General features: G+C 74.7%; 14 protein-coding genes. 9 read left to right on the top strand and 5 right to left on the bottom strand.

All coding sequences use genetic code 11. The features are described 5' to 3' along the window. Positions 1 to 90: 90 nt before the first annotated feature. Positions 91 to 360, top strand: a complete 270-nt coding sequence (locus B446_RS08875) for a hypothetical protein (protein ID WP_043475115.1) — start codon at positions 91 to 93, stop codon at positions 358 to 360. Positions 361 to 453: 93 nt separating this feature from the next. On the opposite strand, the gene B446_RS08870 is transcribed toward B446_RS08875, so the two are convergent. The 4 genes from B446_RS08870 to hmgA all read right to left on the bottom strand — a co-directional run bounded on the left by B446_RS08870 (position 454) and on the right by hmgA (position 5,014). Beyond that, complete coding sequence (locus tag B446_RS08870) at positions 454 to 1,650, bottom strand: CaiB/BaiF CoA transferase family protein (RefSeq protein ID WP_020939084.1); 1,197 nt, start codon at positions 1,648 to 1,650, stop codon at positions 454 to 456. A gap of 74 nt (positions 1,651 to 1,724) precedes the next feature. After that, positions 1,725 to 2,879, bottom strand: coding sequence for a type ISP restriction/modification enzyme (locus B446_RS08865; protein WP_020939083.1), 1,155 nt, complete (start codon positions 2,877 to 2,879; stop codon positions 1,725 to 1,727). 26 nt (positions 2,880 to 2,905) lie between these two features. Then, complete coding sequence (locus B446_RS08860; RefSeq protein ID WP_020939082.1) at positions 2,906 to 3,655, bottom strand: GntR family transcriptional regulator; 750 nt, start codon at positions 3,653 to 3,655, stop codon at positions 2,906 to 2,908. Positions 3,656 to 3,700: 45 nt separating this feature from the next. Continuing rightward, complete coding sequence (gene hmgA, locus B446_RS08855; RefSeq protein WP_020939081.1) at positions 3,701 to 5,014, bottom strand: homogentisate 1,2-dioxygenase; 1,314 nt, start codon at positions 5,012 to 5,014, stop codon at positions 3,701 to 3,703. A gap of 151 nt (positions 5,015 to 5,165) precedes the next feature. Here hmgA and B446_RS08850 point away from each other — a divergent pair, with 151 nt between their 5' ends. The 8 genes from B446_RS08850 (at position 5,166) to B446_RS08815 (ending at position 14,707) form a co-directional block, all read left to right on the top strand. Next, on the top strand, positions 5,166 to 5,705 hold the full coding sequence (locus B446_RS08850; protein WP_020939080.1) for a hypothetical protein: 540 nt from the start codon (positions 5,166 to 5,168) through the stop codon (positions 5,703 to 5,705). Positions 5,706 to 5,847: 142 nt separating this feature from the next. Further along, positions 5,848 to 6,465 carry a TetR/AcrR family transcriptional regulator gene (locus tag B446_RS08845; protein ID WP_020939079.1) on the top strand — a complete coding sequence of 206 codons (618 nt, stop codon included), beginning with the start codon at positions 5,848 to 5,850 and terminating at the stop codon, positions 6,463 to 6,465. Positions 6,466 to 6,609: 144 nt separating this feature from the next. Beyond that, the gene (locus B446_RS08840) at positions 6,610 to 8,841 is read left to right on the top strand and encodes a molybdopterin oxidoreductase family protein (protein WP_020939078.1); all 2,232 of its coding nucleotides are present in this window, start codon (positions 6,610 to 6,612) and stop codon (positions 8,839 to 8,841) included. 196 nt (positions 8,842 to 9,037) lie between these two features. Further along, positions 9,038 to 9,724, top strand: a complete 687-nt coding sequence (locus tag B446_RS08835) for a hypothetical protein (RefSeq protein ID WP_020939077.1) — start codon at positions 9,038 to 9,040, stop codon at positions 9,722 to 9,724. Further along, complete coding sequence (locus B446_RS08830) at positions 9,711 to 10,424, top strand: class F sortase (protein WP_020939076.1); 714 nt, start codon at positions 9,711 to 9,713, stop codon at positions 10,422 to 10,424. The genes B446_RS08835 and B446_RS08830 overlap by 14 nt, the downstream gene beginning before the upstream one ends. A 278-nt stretch (positions 10,425 to 10,702) precedes the next feature. Next, positions 10,703 to 12,043: an ABC transporter ATP-binding protein gene (locus tag B446_RS08825; protein ID WP_020939075.1), complete on the top strand. Its 1,341-nt coding sequence runs from the start codon at positions 10,703 to 10,705 to the stop codon at positions 12,041 to 12,043. A gap of 163 nt (positions 12,044 to 12,206) precedes the next feature. Further along, positions 12,207 to 13,595: an aldehyde dehydrogenase family protein gene (locus tag B446_RS08820; protein WP_020939074.1), complete on the top strand. Its 1,389-nt coding sequence runs from the start codon at positions 12,207 to 12,209 to the stop codon at positions 13,593 to 13,595. 29 nt (positions 13,596 to 13,624) lie between these two features. Then, a complete protein-coding gene (locus B446_RS08815; protein ID WP_020939073.1) occupies positions 13,625 to 14,707 on the top strand; it encodes a Zn-dependent alcohol dehydrogenase in 1,083 nt (360 codons plus the stop codon). Positions 14,708 to 14,723: 16 nt separating this feature from the next. On the opposite strand, the gene B446_RS08810 is transcribed toward B446_RS08815, so the two are convergent. After that, positions 14,724 to 15,659, bottom strand: coding sequence for a DMT family transporter (locus B446_RS08810; protein WP_043475109.1), 936 nt, complete (start codon positions 15,657 to 15,659; stop codon positions 14,724 to 14,726). Between the last annotated feature and the right edge of the window lie 32 nt (positions 15,660 to 15,691).

Genomic DNA, 15,691 nt, shown 5'->3' with positions numbered 1-15,691 from the left:
GAATCCTGTGACCGCGATACACGCGCGCCCCACCGGGACGATAGGGTTACCCTGCCCGGGCCGGGTGGACTCGTACGGGTGGGGAGTGACATGGAGCAGATAACAGTGCGCAGCAGGGCGAGGGTCCCTGCGATCACTTGCGGGAGCAGCGCGACGAGTTCGCGTCTCGACCGCCATCTGTCGGTGCTGGCGGGTCCCGCCATACCGCAGCGGGAGACGATCGAGGCGACCTCGCTGATGCTGGAGCTGACGGCGCGTGACACCGCGCACAAGCGCAGCGACCGGGGCGCGCGGGTCCGCCGCGTCTCCCTCTTCGCTCCGCTGCGCCGGCTGCGCCGTTCGCTGTTCGGCGGTCACTAGCGACCGCCGACCGCCGGCCGACCGGCCGCTGAGCGGCCACCGGCCGAACCGGACCGGACCGGCCTCCTCGGAAACCACTTCCAGGACCCGCGCTCAGGCCGTCACACCGTCCCGGCGCAGTGCTGCGATCTCGCCGTCCGTCATCCCCACGGCGCGCAGCAGTGCTTCGGTGTGCTGCCCGAGCGCGGGCACGTCGCCCATCCGTGCCTCGTCCCCGCCCGGCAGCGTGATGGGGGGCAGCAACGCCCTCAGCGGCCCGACCGGCGTCCCCACCTGGCGCCACCGCTCCCGGGCCGCCAGCTGGGGGTGTTCGGCCAGCTCGTGCAGATCCCTGAGCCGTGCGCAGGCGATGCCGGCCTTCTCCAGCCGGGCCACCGCCTCGTCGGCGTCCAGCACGGCCAGTGCGCCCGCCACCAGTGCGTCGGTCCGCTCCCGGTTGGCCACCCGCGCCGCGTTCGTCGCGTAGGCCGGGTCCGTCCCCAGCTCCGCCCTCCCGACGACCTGTTCGGCCAGCCGCCGCCATTCGCGGTCGTTCTGCACCGACAGCAGCACCCGTCCGCCGTCCGCCGTCGGGTACGCGTCGTAGGGCGCGATGACGGCGTGCGCGAGACCGGTGCGGGCCGGGGGCTCGCCGCCGTGCATCGCGTGGTGCAGCGGATGGCCCATCCACTCGGCCAGCGCCTCCAGCATGGACACCTCCACCGGCCCGCCCCGCCCGGTCGTGCCGCGCCGCACCAGGGCGGCCAGCACCCCGGAGAAGGCGTACATGGCCGCCGCGATGTCCGCCGCCGGGATCCCCGCCTTCACGGGCTGCCCGGGCGTCCCCGTCACCGACACCAGCCCCGCCTCGCACTGCACGAGCATGTCGTAGGCCCGCTTGTCCGCGTACGGGCCCGAGCCGCCGTACCCCGAGATGTCCACGGCGATCAGCCGGGGGTGCGCCGCGCACAGCGTGGCCGCGTCCAGGCCGAGCCGGGCGGCGGCGCCCCGGGCCAGGTTCTGCACGAACACGTCGGCGTCCGCCACCAGCCGCCGTACGACGTCCAGACCGCGCGGGTCCTTCAGGTCCAGGGCGAGGGACTCCTTGCCGCGGTTGCACCACACGAAGTGCGAGGCCAGGCCGCCGGCCGCGGTGTCGTAGCCCCGCGCGAAGTCGCCGCCGTCGACCCGTTCCACCTTGATCACCCGGGCGCCCAGGTCGGCGAGCTGCCGGGTCGCGAACGGCGCGGACACCGCCTGTTCGACGGCGACGACGGTGATGCCCTCCAGGGGCAGCGGGAGAAGGTCCATGCGGTGGATGATCTCCTCCGGCCGGCGGTTCTGTCAGCAGGGAGGCCGCTGCCGGAACAGCGCGGGCGTCCTCGCTACAGCAGCGCGAACTGGCCCTCCGGGCCCTCCTCGTGGTGGTCGAGGACCGAGGCCGGGCGGCGGGACGCCGCCGGCACGGGCAGCACGCCGGCCCGGCGCAGCTCGGCCGCCGTCACCGGGGAGGTCACCGTCAGCTCCGCCCGCAGCGGGCGCAGGCCGCCCAGCAGGGCCAGCACCGTGATCAGCTCCAGCAGCTCCGACGTCCACGCCTGGGGCCAGGCCGGCGGCCGGACGGCGTCGAGACCGCCGGGTGCGGCCGGTGCGGTGCGGGCCGCGAACCACGCTTCCAGCACCCGGACCCCGGCGACCTCGTACTCCCAGGCCTGGGCCGGGACGGGGGAGATACGGCCCTCGTCCAGGTGGAGTGTCTCCTCGTCACCGTCGTACGTGAGGGTGGCGGGCCGTGCGGGCAGGGGCGCGCGGACGTAGGGGCGGCGCCCGCCCGGCAGTCTGGGCCGCTCGCCGTCGCGGCGCATCAGCCAGAGCGCGCGCCGGCCCAGCTCCACGCCCCGGTGCCAGTTCTCGGCGTCGCCGGTGAGCGGCACCGTGAGGTCCGGGCGGCCCGCCGCGAGGATCCAGGCCAGCACGTCGAGTGCGCCGGGGCGGAACCCCAGCCGGGCCGCCAGGTGGTCCAGCAGGCCCGGTGCCAGGTTGGGTTCGCCGCCCCCGGGGCGGCGGTGGAGCGGGCGGACGCGGCCGGTGCGCAGGAGGGGGAGGTGGGCGGTCGCCAGCAGGGGGTCGTCGTCGCCCGCCGTCTCGACCACGAACACCTGGTGCTCGTCGGCGACCCGCCACAGCTCCGGGCGGGCGGTGTCGATCAGCCGGTGGTCCGGGATCAGCCACCGCTCGTCGAAGGGCGCCGCGAGCACCCGCACCGGCTCGGCGCAGGGGCCCTCGGCGCGCACCAGCCGTTCCGTGCCGCCGGCCCGGCCGGGGAGCTGGCCCACCGCCGTCCGCAGGGTGCGGGCCCGGGTCGGCTCGAACAGGGCCTCCCGGTCCGGCCCGTCCGCCTTGAGCAGGGCGTCCCAGCGGGCCCTCAGCGAGCCCGGGTCGGGTGCCGTCGGCCAGGCGCGGCCGAGCCGCAGCGGTGCGACGGACCACGGCATGAGGTCCGCCAGCGGCGGAGCGTCGTCGTGCGTCACGCTGGGCATCGTACGGGCTCGTCCCGCCGGACGGGTCAGGTCGCGTCCAAGGTCACCGTGAAGGAGAAACGGTCGCCGCGGTAGTGGATGACCGCCACGTCCAGCACCCGGCCCTGGGCGTCGTAGGTGACGCCCGTGTAGTGCAGGATCGGGCTGAGCAGCGGCACCTGGAGCAGGCGCGCCGTCTCCGGGTCGGCGAGCCGCGCCTCCACGGTGTCGGTGATCCGGCCGATGTCCGCCCGTACGACGTCCCGCAGCACCTTGGTCATCGGCCAGCGGACCAGGTCCTCCCGGTCGATGCGGGCCGCCAGTTCGGGGCGGACGTGGTTGCGGGCGTGGTTGGTCGGCTCACCGGTCTTCTCGTCGCTGCGCAGCCGGTGGTAGGTCGCCACCTCCGCGAGGTCCGGGAAGTACTCGGTGAGTTCGCCGGCCACGGGCGCGTGCCCGTGGTCCAGCAGTTCCGTCGTCATGCCGGACTGCTGGGCCACGATCGCGTCCACGGACCCCAGCAGCCGCACCGGTGCCCCGCGCCGCACCCCGGGCTCGATGAAGGTGCCGCGCCGCCGGTGCCTGCTGATCAGCCCCTCGTCCTCCAGTTCCTTCAGCGCCTGCCGCATGGTCAGCACGCTGACGCCGTAGTGCCCGGCCAGCTGCTCCTCGGTGGGCAGGCGCAGCGGGTCGCGCGGCGACCGGCCGAGTATCGAGGCGCGCAGCGACTGCGACACCTGGTACCACAGCGGCAGCTTGCGGTTCAGGACGATCGAATCCGGAGCGAAGGAGGTCACACGGCTATCCGTACCTGGTGGGGAACGTCCGGTGCAACGGAGGCGTCACAGCGCGCGGAAGTGACGCTCCAGACCCTGCCACACGTCGTCGTAGCGCCGCTGGAGCTGGTCGGCCCCGGCGGCCTGCGGGGTGAGGGTCACCGGCCAGCGCGTCTCGAACATGAACGCCAGCCCGTCGTCGATCTTCTGCGGTCGCAGCTCGGCCGCGCTCGCCCGGTCGAAGGTCTCCCGGTCGGGGCCGTGCGCGGACATCATGTTGTGCAGCGAGCCGCCGCCCGGCACGAAGCCCTCCGCCTTGGCGTCGTAGGCGCCCTCGATCAGGCCCATGTACTCGCTCATCACGTTCCGGTGGAAGTACGGCGGCCGGAAGGTGTCCTCGCCCACCAGCCAGCGCGGTGCGAAGACCACGAAGTCGACGCCGGCCAGTCCCGGGGTGTCGGACGGCGAGGTCAGCACGGTGAAGACGGACGGGTCCGGGTGGTCGTACGAGATGGTGCCGATGACGTTGAAACGGCGCAGGTCGTAGACGTAGGGCACATGGTTGCCGTGCCAGGCGACCACGTCGAGCGGGGAGTGGTCGTAGGTGGCCGTCCAGAGGTTGCCGCAGAACTTGTTCACCACCTCCACCGGCCCCTCCACGTCCTCGTACGCGGCGACCGGCGCCCGGAAGTCCCGCGCGTTGGCGAGCCCGTTGGCGCCGATCGGCCCGAGGTCGGGGAGCTGGAACGGTGCCCCGTAGTTCTCGCACACGTAGCCCCGCGCCGACTCGTCCAGCAGCTCCACCCGGAAGCGCACCCCGCGCGGGACCAGCGCCACGTGGCCGGGCTCCGCGTGGAGCCGGCCGAACTCGGTGTGCAGCAGCAGCCCGCCGCGCTCCGGCACGATCAGCAGCTCGCCGTCGGCGTCCGAGAACACCCGCTCCATCGAGGAGTTGGCGTGATACAGGTGCACGGCGACGCCGCAGCGCTGGGTCGCGTCGCCGTTGCCGCCCAGGGTCCACAGCCCCGCCAGGAAGTCCGTGCCCGCCGGCGGCTCCGGCAGCGGGTTCCAGCGCAGCCGGTTGGGGTCGGGCACCGTCTCGGTGAAGGGAGCGGTGCGGATCGCGCCGTTGCCGGTGCGGGTGAACGCCGGGTGCGCGGCCGACGGGCGGATGCGGTACAGCCAGGACCGGCGGTTGTGCGAGCGCGGCTCCGTGAACGCCGTACCGCTGAGCTGCTCCGCGTACAGGCCGAGCGGTGCGCGCTGCGGCGAGTTGCGGCCCTCCGGCAGGGCACCCGGCACCGCCTCGGAGACGTGTTCGTTGCCGAACCCGGTGAGGTACGACAGCCCCTCGGCGGTCTTCCGTGCGTCCCCGCTCATGATCGCTCCCTTGCGCTCCTGATTCCTATGTATCACCGTAGGAATCAGAGGGGGCGGGCGCAAGAGGGTGCCGGCTCCTCCGTCCCGGGTAGGGCGGGAACCAGACTTCAGGGGGATTTGGGTGCGGGAACGTTGCTCTAGTGTCCCGGTCATGTCGTGGACACGCAGAACCCTGGTCGCGCTCGCGGTCTGCGTCCTGGTGCCGCTCGGCGCCGAGGGCTGCGCGACCGGCGGGGCCTCCGGGCACGCCGGGACCGTCTCGCCCTCACCGGTGGGCAAGGTGCTCCGGGACACCGACGGGACGGGCCGCCACCTGCGCGAGGTCGCCGGAGAGGAAGCGCCCGAGGTCGGCGTCGAGGTGACCCCGGACCGTGCCCGCGGCTGGGACGTCCTGCTGACGGTGCGCCGCTTCCGCTTCTCGGCGGCCGGCGCGCGGCGCGCGGCGGTGCCCGGGCGCGGGCACGCCCGGCTCTTCCTCGACGGCCGCCCGGTGACCCGGCTGCGCGCACCCGGGTACCACCTGTCCGGCCGCCTCGTCCCGCACGGCACCCATCACCTCACCGCCCGCCTCTACGCCGACGACGGCACGGTGTGGGCCGTGCGCGGCCGGCCCGTCGAGAGCACCGCCGACATCACCGCGTCCGGCGCCGAACCGGGCCCGGCGGGCGCCCCGTCGGAGTCCACCCCGTAACCGGCCGACCGGACCCCGGCAGCCCCGGCCGTGCCGTCGGCCCCGTCCGTCGCGGCAGGCCCCGGCGGCGGCCGATGAGTGCACCGGTCACCTTTTCGCGTACTGGGGGGCGAGGTTCACCGGACCCCGGCGGAAAGGCATCATGAAGTCCGTGCCCCACGCGACATCGCTTCGCCGCGCGCCCGTCCAGCGGCGCAGCGCGGAACGGCTGACCAGGATCCTCGACGCCTGCGCCGCCCTCCTCGACGAGGTCGGCTACGACGCCCTGAGCACCCGCGCCGTGGCCACGCGCGCGGGCGTGCCCATCGGCTCGGTCTACCGCTTCTTCGGCAACAAGCGGCAGATGGCCGACGCCCTCGCCCAGCGCAACCTGGAGCGGTACACCGAGCAGGTCGCCGGACGCCTCGACGGCGCGCGCCCGGGGGACTGGCGGGCCGCCATGGACGCCGTGCTGGACGAGTACCTGAGCATGAAGCGCACCGCCCCGGGCTTCTCGCTCGTCGACTTCGGCAACCAGATACCGGTCGGCGCCCGGCAGGCCGAGCCCAACACCCGTGTCGCCGACCGCCTCACCGACCTGGTCTCCGGCCACCTCGGCCGCACCCCGGACGAGGAACTGCGGCGGGTCTTCCTCGTCGCCGTGGAGAGCGCCGACACCCTCGTCCAGCTCGCCTTCCGGGTCGACCCGCAGGGCGACGAGGCGATCATCCACGAGACGCGGGAGCTGCTGCGCGCGTACCTCGGACGGGTGCTGGACTGAGGGCGGCACCCGGGCGGCATCAGGGGCTCCCGTCCATGCCAACCGGTCGGTATGCTCGCCGGGACCCGCCCGTGCCCGCGCGGCACGCCGTCGGCCCCGGCCGCACGGCGGCCCCGGCACCCGCCGACCACCCCGGGAGGACCCGTGTCCCGCACCGCCCTGCGAATCTGCCCCCTGTGCGAGGCCACCTGCGGGCTGACCCTCACCGTCGAGGGCACCCGGGTCACCGGCGCCCGCGGCGACCGCGACGACGTCTTCAGCAAGGGGTTCATCTGCCCCAAGGGCGCCTCCTTCGGCGCCGTCGACGGCGACCCCGACCGGCTGCGCGCCCCCCTGGTCCGCACCGGCGGCGCCCTGCGCGAGGCCACCTGGGAGGAGGCGTTCGACGCGGTGGCCGCGGGACTGCGCCCGGTCGTGGAGCGGTACGGCCCCGACGCCCTCGGTGTCGTCCTCGGCAACCCCAACGTGCACACCGTGGCCGGCGCCCTCTACCCGCCCGTCCTGCTCGGCGCCCTGCGCACCCGGAGCCTGTTCACCGCCTCCACCGTCGACCAGATGCCCAAGCACGTCTCCAGCGGCCTGCTCTTCGGCGACGCCCACGCCATCCCGGTGCCCGACCTCGACCACACCGACCACCTGCTTCTCATCGGCGCCAACCCCCTGGAGTCCAACGGCAGTCTGTGCACCGCCCCCGACTTCCCCGGCCGGCTCAAGGCCCTGAAGGCCCGCGGCGGCCGGCTCACCGTCGTCGACCCGCGCCGCACCCGCACCGCGAAACTCGCCGACCGCCACCTGGCGATCCGCCCCGGCACCGACGCCCTGCTGCTCGCGGCGACGGCCCACACCCTCTTCGCCGAGGACCTCGTCGACCTCGGGCACCTCGCCCCGCACGTCGAGGGCGTCGACGACGTGCGCGACGCCCTGCGGGAGTTCACCCCCGAGGCCGTGGCCGGCGCCTGCGACCTCGACGCCGACGTCGTGCGCGCCCTGGCGCGGGAGCTGGCCGCCGCGCCCACCGCCGCCGTCTACGCCCGCATCGGCAGCTGCACCGTCCCGCACGGCACCCTGGCGAGCTGGCTGGTCGACGTCCTCAACGTCCTCACCGGCAACCTGGACCGGCCGGGCGGCGCCCTGTTCCCGCAGGCCGCCACCGACCGCACGCCCCGCCCGGCGGGCCCCGGCCGCGGCTTCGCCCTCGGCCGCTGGCACTCCCGGGTGCGGCGACTGCCGGAGGCGAAGGGCGAGTTGCCGCTCTCGGCGCTCGCCGAGGAGATCGACACCGCCACCGACCAGGGCGAGCCGGTCCGCGCGCTGCTCGTGGTCGCGGCCAACCCCGTGCTGTCCGCCCCCGACGGCGACCGCCTCGACAAGGCCCTGGCATCACTGGACTTCATGGTCAGCGTCGACCCCTACCTCAACGAGACCTCCCGCCACGCCGACGTCGTCCTGCCCCCGCCGCCGCCCTCGCAGAGCCCGCACCACGACTTCGCCTTCAACACCTTCGCCGTCCGCAACCAGGTCCGCTACAGCCGCCCCGCCGTTCCCCTCGAACCCGGCCGCATGCCCGAGACCGAGATCCTCGCCCGGCTGGTCCTGGCCGTCACCGGGATGCACGGCACCGACCCGGCCGCCGTGGACGCCATGGTCGTCGACCAGACCCTGGGCAAGGCCGTGACCGAGGCGCACTCACCGGTGCACGGCCGCGACCCGCGCGAACTGGCCACCCGGCTCACCGGGGACGACGGCCCCGAACGCCGGCTCGACATGATGCTGCGCCTCGGCCCGTACGGCGATGGCTTCGGCGCCCGGCCCGACGGCCTGACGCTGGAGAAGCTGCTCGCCCACCCGCACGGCATCGACCTCGGCCCGCTGCGCCCCCGGCTGCCGCAACCCCTGAAGACGGTCAGCGGCAAGGTCGAGCTGCTGCCCGGACCGATCGCCGGCGACCTGCCCCGGCTGCGGGAGGCGCTGCGCGAACGGCCCGCCGGGCTCGTCCTGGTCGGCCGCCGCCATCTGCGCTCCAACAACAGCTGGATGCACAACGTGCCCGCTCTGACCGGCGGTTCCAACCGCTGCACCCTGCACATCCACCCCGCGGACGCGGCCCGCCTCGGTGTGACCGACGGCGCGCCGGTGCGGGTCAGGGGCGCCGGGGGAGAGGTGACCGCGCCCGCCGAGGTCACCGACGAGGTGCGCCCCGGCGTGGTGAGCCTGCCGCACGGCTGGGGCCACGACCGCCCCGGCACCCGGCTCGGCCACGCGGCGGGCGTGCCCGGCGTCAACGTCAACCAGCTCCTCGACGGCAGCCTGCTGGACCCGCTGTCCGGCAACGCGGTGCTCAACGGTGTCCCCGTCGAGCTCGCCGCGAGCCGGTGAGCCGGGCATTCCGAGCCTGTCGCGCACGCGACGGCGCCGGGGGCGCGCGGGCGAGCGGGAAGCGGCCGTCGTTGCGCCGCACGGGCGATATCTGACGGCGTGTCCGGCGTTGGTGCCGTGGGTCATGACGTATATGCGTGAGAGTCCCATCGAAAGGTCGATTTGTATGAAAATCGTCTAACTCGGAGGAGCTTGCATGGCCACGCTGACACTTCCGCGGACCTTCTCCCGCGCGGGCGCCACCGTCGTCCTCACCGCCCTCGCCACGGCGGGCGCGTCGTGGGTGGCGGCAGCCCCCGCGGCGGCCCAGGGAGAGAACGGCGACATCAGGATCCACCGCGAGGGCGTGCCCTTCGGGGTCTCCAAGGACGACCCGGTGACCTGCAAGTTCTACCTGGACGCCGTCAACTTCGACATCCTGCCCACCATCGCCTACACCATCACCCCGCAGCCCCCGCTGCCCACCGCGGCCACCGTCACCGGCGGTATCCAGCTCGCCGGCGGCGCCGGGCACACCGACCCGCTGGGCCTCGCGGACGGCCAGTACAAGATCACCTGGATCGTCGGGGGCGCCCCCAAGGAGAAGGTCTTCCGGGTCCGCTGCCACGACGAGAAGCAGGAGGGGCAGCACTCCCCGGGCGGCCAGGGCCAGATCGAGGACCACCAGCGGGACGACCAGCACTCCGACACCGGCTGGGGCCAGAGCGGCGGCGGCGACCACAACGACGGGCCGAAGGGCGGCGTGCACGCGGGCGGCGGCGGCCTGGTCGACACCGCGGGCGCGTTCTCCCCGGTGGCCGCCGCCGCGGCCGTGGGGCTGGTCGCGGTCAGCGGCGCGGTGTACTTCCGGCTGATCCGCCGGCGGCCGCATGGCGCCGCGTAGGCGCGGACGCAGGCCGTGGCACCGGACCCGCGCCTACCGCCTCGCCAGGACGGCTCTGCTCGCGACCGTCCTGGTGACGGTGGGGGTCCGGTGCGACGGACACCACGGGTCGGCCCCCGCGGTCCAGGCGGGCGGCCCGGCCGCCGGCCCCGACTCCGCCCACGGCGACGCGGGCGGCGGGAGCCGGGAGGAGTCCGGTCCGGCCGACGCGACGCCCAGCCCCACACCCCCGCCCCGCCCGCTGCCCCGCTCCCGGCCGACGTCCCTGCGCGTCCCCTCCCTCGGGATCGACGCCCCGGTCACCGGTCTCCAGCTCGACCGGGACCGGCAGTTGGAGACCCCACCGCTCGACAGGCCCAAGCTGGTCGGCTGGTACGAGGGCGGCGCCACGCCCGGCGAGACCGGCACCGCCATCGCCGTCGGCCACCGCGACACCGCGACCGGCCCCGCGGTCTTCTCCGCGCTCGCCCTGATCAAGCCCGGCAAGCAGATCGAGGCCCGGCGCGCGGACGGGCGCACCGCCGTCTACACCGTGGACCGCGTGAAGGTCTTCGACAAGACCGGCTTCCCCGACAAGGAGGTCTACGGCCCCTCCCGGCGGCCGGAGCTGCGGGTGCTCACCTGCGGCGGCCTGTTCACCCGGCGCACCGGCTACACCAGCAACGTGGTGGTCTTCGCCCATCTGACCGCGACGAAGTGAGCGCGCCGCGCGGACGGCGGCGGCCGGGCCGGGGTCCGGCGGCCCCGGATGCCGCTGTCCGTTTCCGCCGCTGCCAGGCGCTCCGCGCACGGTGCCGCCGCCACTCTTCCCCGGCCGGGCACATTCCGTTAACTTCCGTGACCCGTAGGGCTCGTCGTCCGCCCGAGAGCGGTCGCGCGGGCGGAACGAGACGACGTGCCCCGGTCCCGTACGAACCCGCGCGGGGCCTTCGGACCCACGGAGCAGCGGCGCTCCGGACAGCCCCCGGGGGCGGCAAGATGACACGCGCCATATCTCTGCACGACGTGAGCAAGTCCTACGCGCGGGGCCCCCGCGTCGTCGAGAACCTCTCGCTGGACATCGCGCCCGGCGAGTTCCTGGTCCTGCTCGGCCCCTCCGGCTGCGGCAAGTCCACCGTGCTCCGCATGATCGCCGGACTGGAGGACATCGACCGGGGCCGGCTCCTGCTGGACGGCGAGTACGCCAACGACTGGCAGCCCTCGGCGCGCGACATGGCGATGGTCTTCCAGAACTTCGCCCTCTACCCGAGCATGACCAGCCGCGACAACATCGGCTTCCCGCTGCGCATCGAGGCCCCCGGCGCCGACCCCCGCCCCCGCGTGGACGCGACCGCCCGCATGCTCGGCATCGAGGACCTGCTCGACCGCTTCCCCGGCCAGCTCTCCGGCGGCGAACGCCAGCGCGTCGCCATGGGCCGGGCCATCGCCCGCCACCCGTCCGCGTTCCTGATGGACGAGCCGCTGTCCAACCTCGACGCCAAGCTGCGCAACCACCTGCGCGCGGAGATCTCCCGGCTCACCCGCGAACTGGGCGTCACCACCGTGTACGTCACCCACGACCAGTCCGAGGCCATGTCGCTCGGCGACCGGGTGGCCGTCCTGCGCGGCGGCGTCCTGCAGCAGGTCGGCCACCCGCGCGAGGTCTACGCCCTGCCCCGCAACGTCTTCGTCGCCGCCTTCATCGGCACCCCGCGCATCAACCTGCTGCGCGGGCTGGTCCGCGCCCCGCTGGACGGCGCCATGACCGTCAGCCTGGGCAAGCAGTTCCTGCGGCTGCCCGAACCCCTCTCCCTCGACCACCAGTTGCTCCGGGTGCAGCAGGGGCGCGAGGTGATCGTCGGACTGCGCTCGGAGGCGGTGCGCATCGCCAGGCACAGTGCCGCCCGGCCCGGCGAGGTGCCGCTCACCGGGCTGGTGGAGCACGTGGAGTTCCAGGGGCACGAGACCCTGGTCCACTTCGACACCGGCTCCCGCCCGGCCGTCGTGCCCGAGCTGGAGTCTCCGCGCCCGGCCGCCCGCCCGGCCCGGCGGCGCCGCCGGGAGGCGCCCGGCGTGCTGGACCGGCTGCGGGAGCGGGCCGGCGCCCTGCGGGCGGGCCCGGTGGTCGTGCTGGACCACCCGGCGGACACGGAGGCCGAGCCCGCGCCCCCGGAGGGCCGGCTCCCCGGTGACCTGGTGGTGCGCACCACCCCCGACATCCGGCTCCGGCACGGCATGCAGGTCCCGCTCCTGGTCGACCTCGCCCACCTGTTCGTCTTCGACCAGCACGGCGACCGCATCTGCCCGTCGCCGGCGCGGCTGCCCGACCTGGAGGAGTGAGTCCGGCGCGGTGGGCCACCGCCGTCGACGCGCGACGGCCGACGCGCGGTGGGCCGCCGTCGTCGGTGTCCTGGCGGGGCCGGTGGCCGGGTGTCCCTGGCGCGCGAAAACTATCGCCGCTAGTTTGTTGCCGGACGACGGAGACCCGCCAGGAGGAAGCACCATGAAGGCACACGACGGCCTGTACATCGACGGCGCCTGGCGCCCGGCCGCGAGCCGGAACGTGATCGAGGTGGTGAACCCGGCCGACGAGCAGGTCGTCGCCCGGGTCCCGGCCGGTGACGCCGGCGACGTGGACACCGCCGTACGCGCCGCGCGCGCCGCGCTCCCGAGCTGGGCCGCCACACCCCCCGCCGAGCGGGCCGCCCGGCTGGCCGCCCTGCGCGACGTCCTGGTGACCCGCAAGGACGAGATCGCCGAGACGGTCACCCTGGAACTGGGCTCCCCGCCGCAGTTCTCCCAGGCCGTGCACGCCGGGGTGCCCATCGCGGTCGCGGGCTCCTACGCCGAACTGGCCGCGACCCACCCCTTCGAGGAGAAGGTCGGCAACTCCACCGTCCTGCACGAGCCGATCGGCGTGGTCGGCGCGATCACCCCCTGGAACTACCCGCTCCATCAGATCGTCGCCAAGGTCGCCCCCGCGCTCGCCGCGGGCTGCGCCATCGTCCTCAAGCCCGCCGAGGACACCCCGCTCACCGCCCAGCTCTTCGCCGAGGCGGTGCACGAGGCGGGCGTACCGGCCGGTGTGTTCAACCTCGTCACCGGCCTGGGCCCGGTCGCCGGCCAGGCCCTCGCCGAGCACCCGGGCGTGGACCTGGTCTCCTTCACCGGCTCCACGGCGGTCGGCCGCCGCATCGGCGCGCTGGCCGGCGGTGCCGTCAAGAAGGTGGCCCTGGAACTCGGCGGCAAGTCCGCCAACGTCATCCTGCCGAGCGCCGACCTCGCCAAGGCCGTCAACGTCGGCGTGGCCAACGTGATGTCCAACTCCGGGCAGACGTGCAGCGCCTGGACCCGGATGCTGGTCCACCGCGACCAGTACGACGAGGCCGTCGCGCTGGCCGCGGCCGCCGCCGCCCGCTACGGCGACCGCATCGGCCCGGTGGTCAGCGCCCGCCAGCGCGACCGGGTGCGCGGATACATCGAGACGGGCGTCGCCGAGGGCGCCCGGCTCGTCGCGGGCGGACCCGAGGCGCCGCGCGAGACCGGCTGGTTCGTCAGCCCCACGGTCTTCGCGGACGTCACCGCCGACATGACCGTCGCGCAGGAGGAGATCTTCGGCCCGGTCCTGACCATCCTGCGCTACGAGGACGAGGAGGACGCCCTGCGCATCGCCAACGGCACGGTGTACGGTCTCGCGGGCGCCGTCTGGGCCGGTGACGAGGCCGAGGCGGTCGCCTTCGCCCGCCGCATGGACACCGGACAGGTGGACATCAACGGCGGCCGGTTCAACCCGCTCGCCCCCTTCGGCGGCTACAAGCAGTCCGGGGTCGGCCGGGAACTCGGCGGACACGGACTCGCCGAGTACCTCCAGACCAAGTCCCTCCAGTTCTAGTCCCTCCAGCTCCGAGGAAGCCCCGAGCCATGACCGTACGAGCCGCTGTCCTGCCCGCCGTCGGCGCGCCCCTGGAGATCACCGGCATCGACCTGCCGGAGCCCGGCCCCGGACAGGTCCGGGTCCGCCTCGCCGCCGCCGGCGTCTGCCACTCCGACCTGTCCCTGTCCAACGGCACCATGCGGGTGCCCGTCCCGGCGGTCCTCGGCCACGAGGGCGCGGGGACGGTCGTGTCCGTGGGGGAGGGCGTCACCCACCTGGCACCGGGCGCCCCCGTCGTCCTCAACTGGGCCCCCGCCTGCGGCGACTGCCACGCCTGCGCGCTCGGCGAGGTGTGGCTGTGCGCCAACGCGCTGAACGGCGCTGCGGGCGTCCACGCCCGCACCGCCGACGGCACCGAGCTCCACCCCGGCCTGAACGTCGCCGCGTTCGCCGAGGAGACCGTGGTCGCCGCCTCCTGCGTGCTGCCGCTCCCGGACGGCGTCCCGCTGACCGACGCCGCCCTGCTCGGCTGCGCCGTCCTCACCGGCTACGGCGCCGTCCACCACGCGGCGCGGGTCCGCCGGGGCGAGACGGTGGCCGTGTTCGGCGCCGGCGGGGTCGGCCTCGCCACTCTCCAGTCGGCGCGCATCGCCGGCGCCTCCCGGATCATCGCCGTCGACGTCTCCCCGGCCAAGGAGGAACTGGCCCGCGCGGCCGGCGCCACCGACTTCGTCGTCGCCTCCGACACCACCGCCCGCGAGATCCGTGCCCTCACCGGCAAGCAGGGCGCCGACGTCGCCATCGAGTGCGTGGGCCGCGCGGCCACCATCCGTGCCGCCTGGGACTCCACCCGCCGGGGCGGCCGCACGACCGTCGTCGGCATCGGCGGCAAGGACCAGGAGGTCACCTTCAACGCGCTGGAGATCTTCCACTGGGGCCGCACCCTGTCCGGCTGCGTGTACGGCAACACCGACCCGGCGCGCGACCTGCCGGTGCTCGCCGAGCACGTACGGGAGGGCCGGCTCGACCTCTCGGCCCTGGTCACCGAGCGGATCGGACTGGACGGCATCCCGGCCGCCTTCGAGAACATGCTCGCGGGCAAGGGCGGCCGGGCGCTGGTCGTCTTCTGAGGCTCAGGACACCCGCTCAGGACACCTTCTCGGGTCGCGGCTCCCCGGCCGCGACCCGGGTCGTCCGGCCGGCCCGCGTCCGGGAGCGCGACACCGCCACACCCGCCAGGCACAGCACACCGCCCGCCAGCGTGAGCGCCCCGGGCACCTCGCCGAGCGCCAGCCACGACATCAGCACCACCAGCGCGGGCACCGCGTACGTGGTCGCGCCCATCCGGCTCGCGGTGGTGCGGGCCAGGGCGTAGGCCCAGGTGGTGAAGGCCAGCGCGGTCGGGAAGACACCCAGGTAGACCATGTTCAGCGTGGCCGACACCGGCGCGTGGGCGGCCTGGTGGACGAGCTGCCCGGCGAACGGCAGACAGGCCACCGCACCGACCAGGCAGCCGAACGTCGTCACCTGCAACGCGCTGCCCCGGCCCAGGGCGGGCTTCTGCGCGACGACACCGGAGGCGTACGCCACCGCCGCGAGCAGGCACAGCGCCACGCCGAGCAGCGAGGACCCGCCGCCGCCCGACATCGACAGCCCCACGGTCACCGCGCCCGCGAACGACACGGCCATCCCCGCCAGCAGCCTCGGCGGCATCGGGTCCCCGAGCAGCCGGGTGCCCAGCAGGGCGATCAGCAGCGGGCCCACGTTCACCACCAGCGCCGCGGTCCCCGCGTCCACCTGCTGCTCGCCCCAGTTCAGCACGACCATGTAGAAGCCGAACCAGAGCAGCCCGGAGAGCAGGATCCCGCGCCAGGCGGCTCTGGGCGGCAGCCCCTCCCGGCGTACGGCCCAGATGACCCCCAGGGCGAGCGAGCCCGACGCCAGCCGGCCGAGCGCCAGCGCGCCGGGCGAGTAGGCGTCCCCGGCGCTCCGGATCGACACGAAGGCGGAGGCCCACAGCACGACGGCGACGGCCGCCGCGCAGGTGGGAAGTATGTGGGGGCGGTTCCGGAGGACATTCATCATGCTCCTGAGGTTAGGCAGTCCCGCGAGCG

This window comes from Streptomyces collinus Tu 365 (assembly GCF_000444875.1).
Taxonomy (GTDB): domain Bacteria; phylum Actinomycetota; class Actinomycetes; order Streptomycetales; family Streptomycetaceae; genus Streptomyces; species Streptomyces collinus_A.
This window is presented reverse-complemented; position numbering and strand designations above follow the sequence as displayed.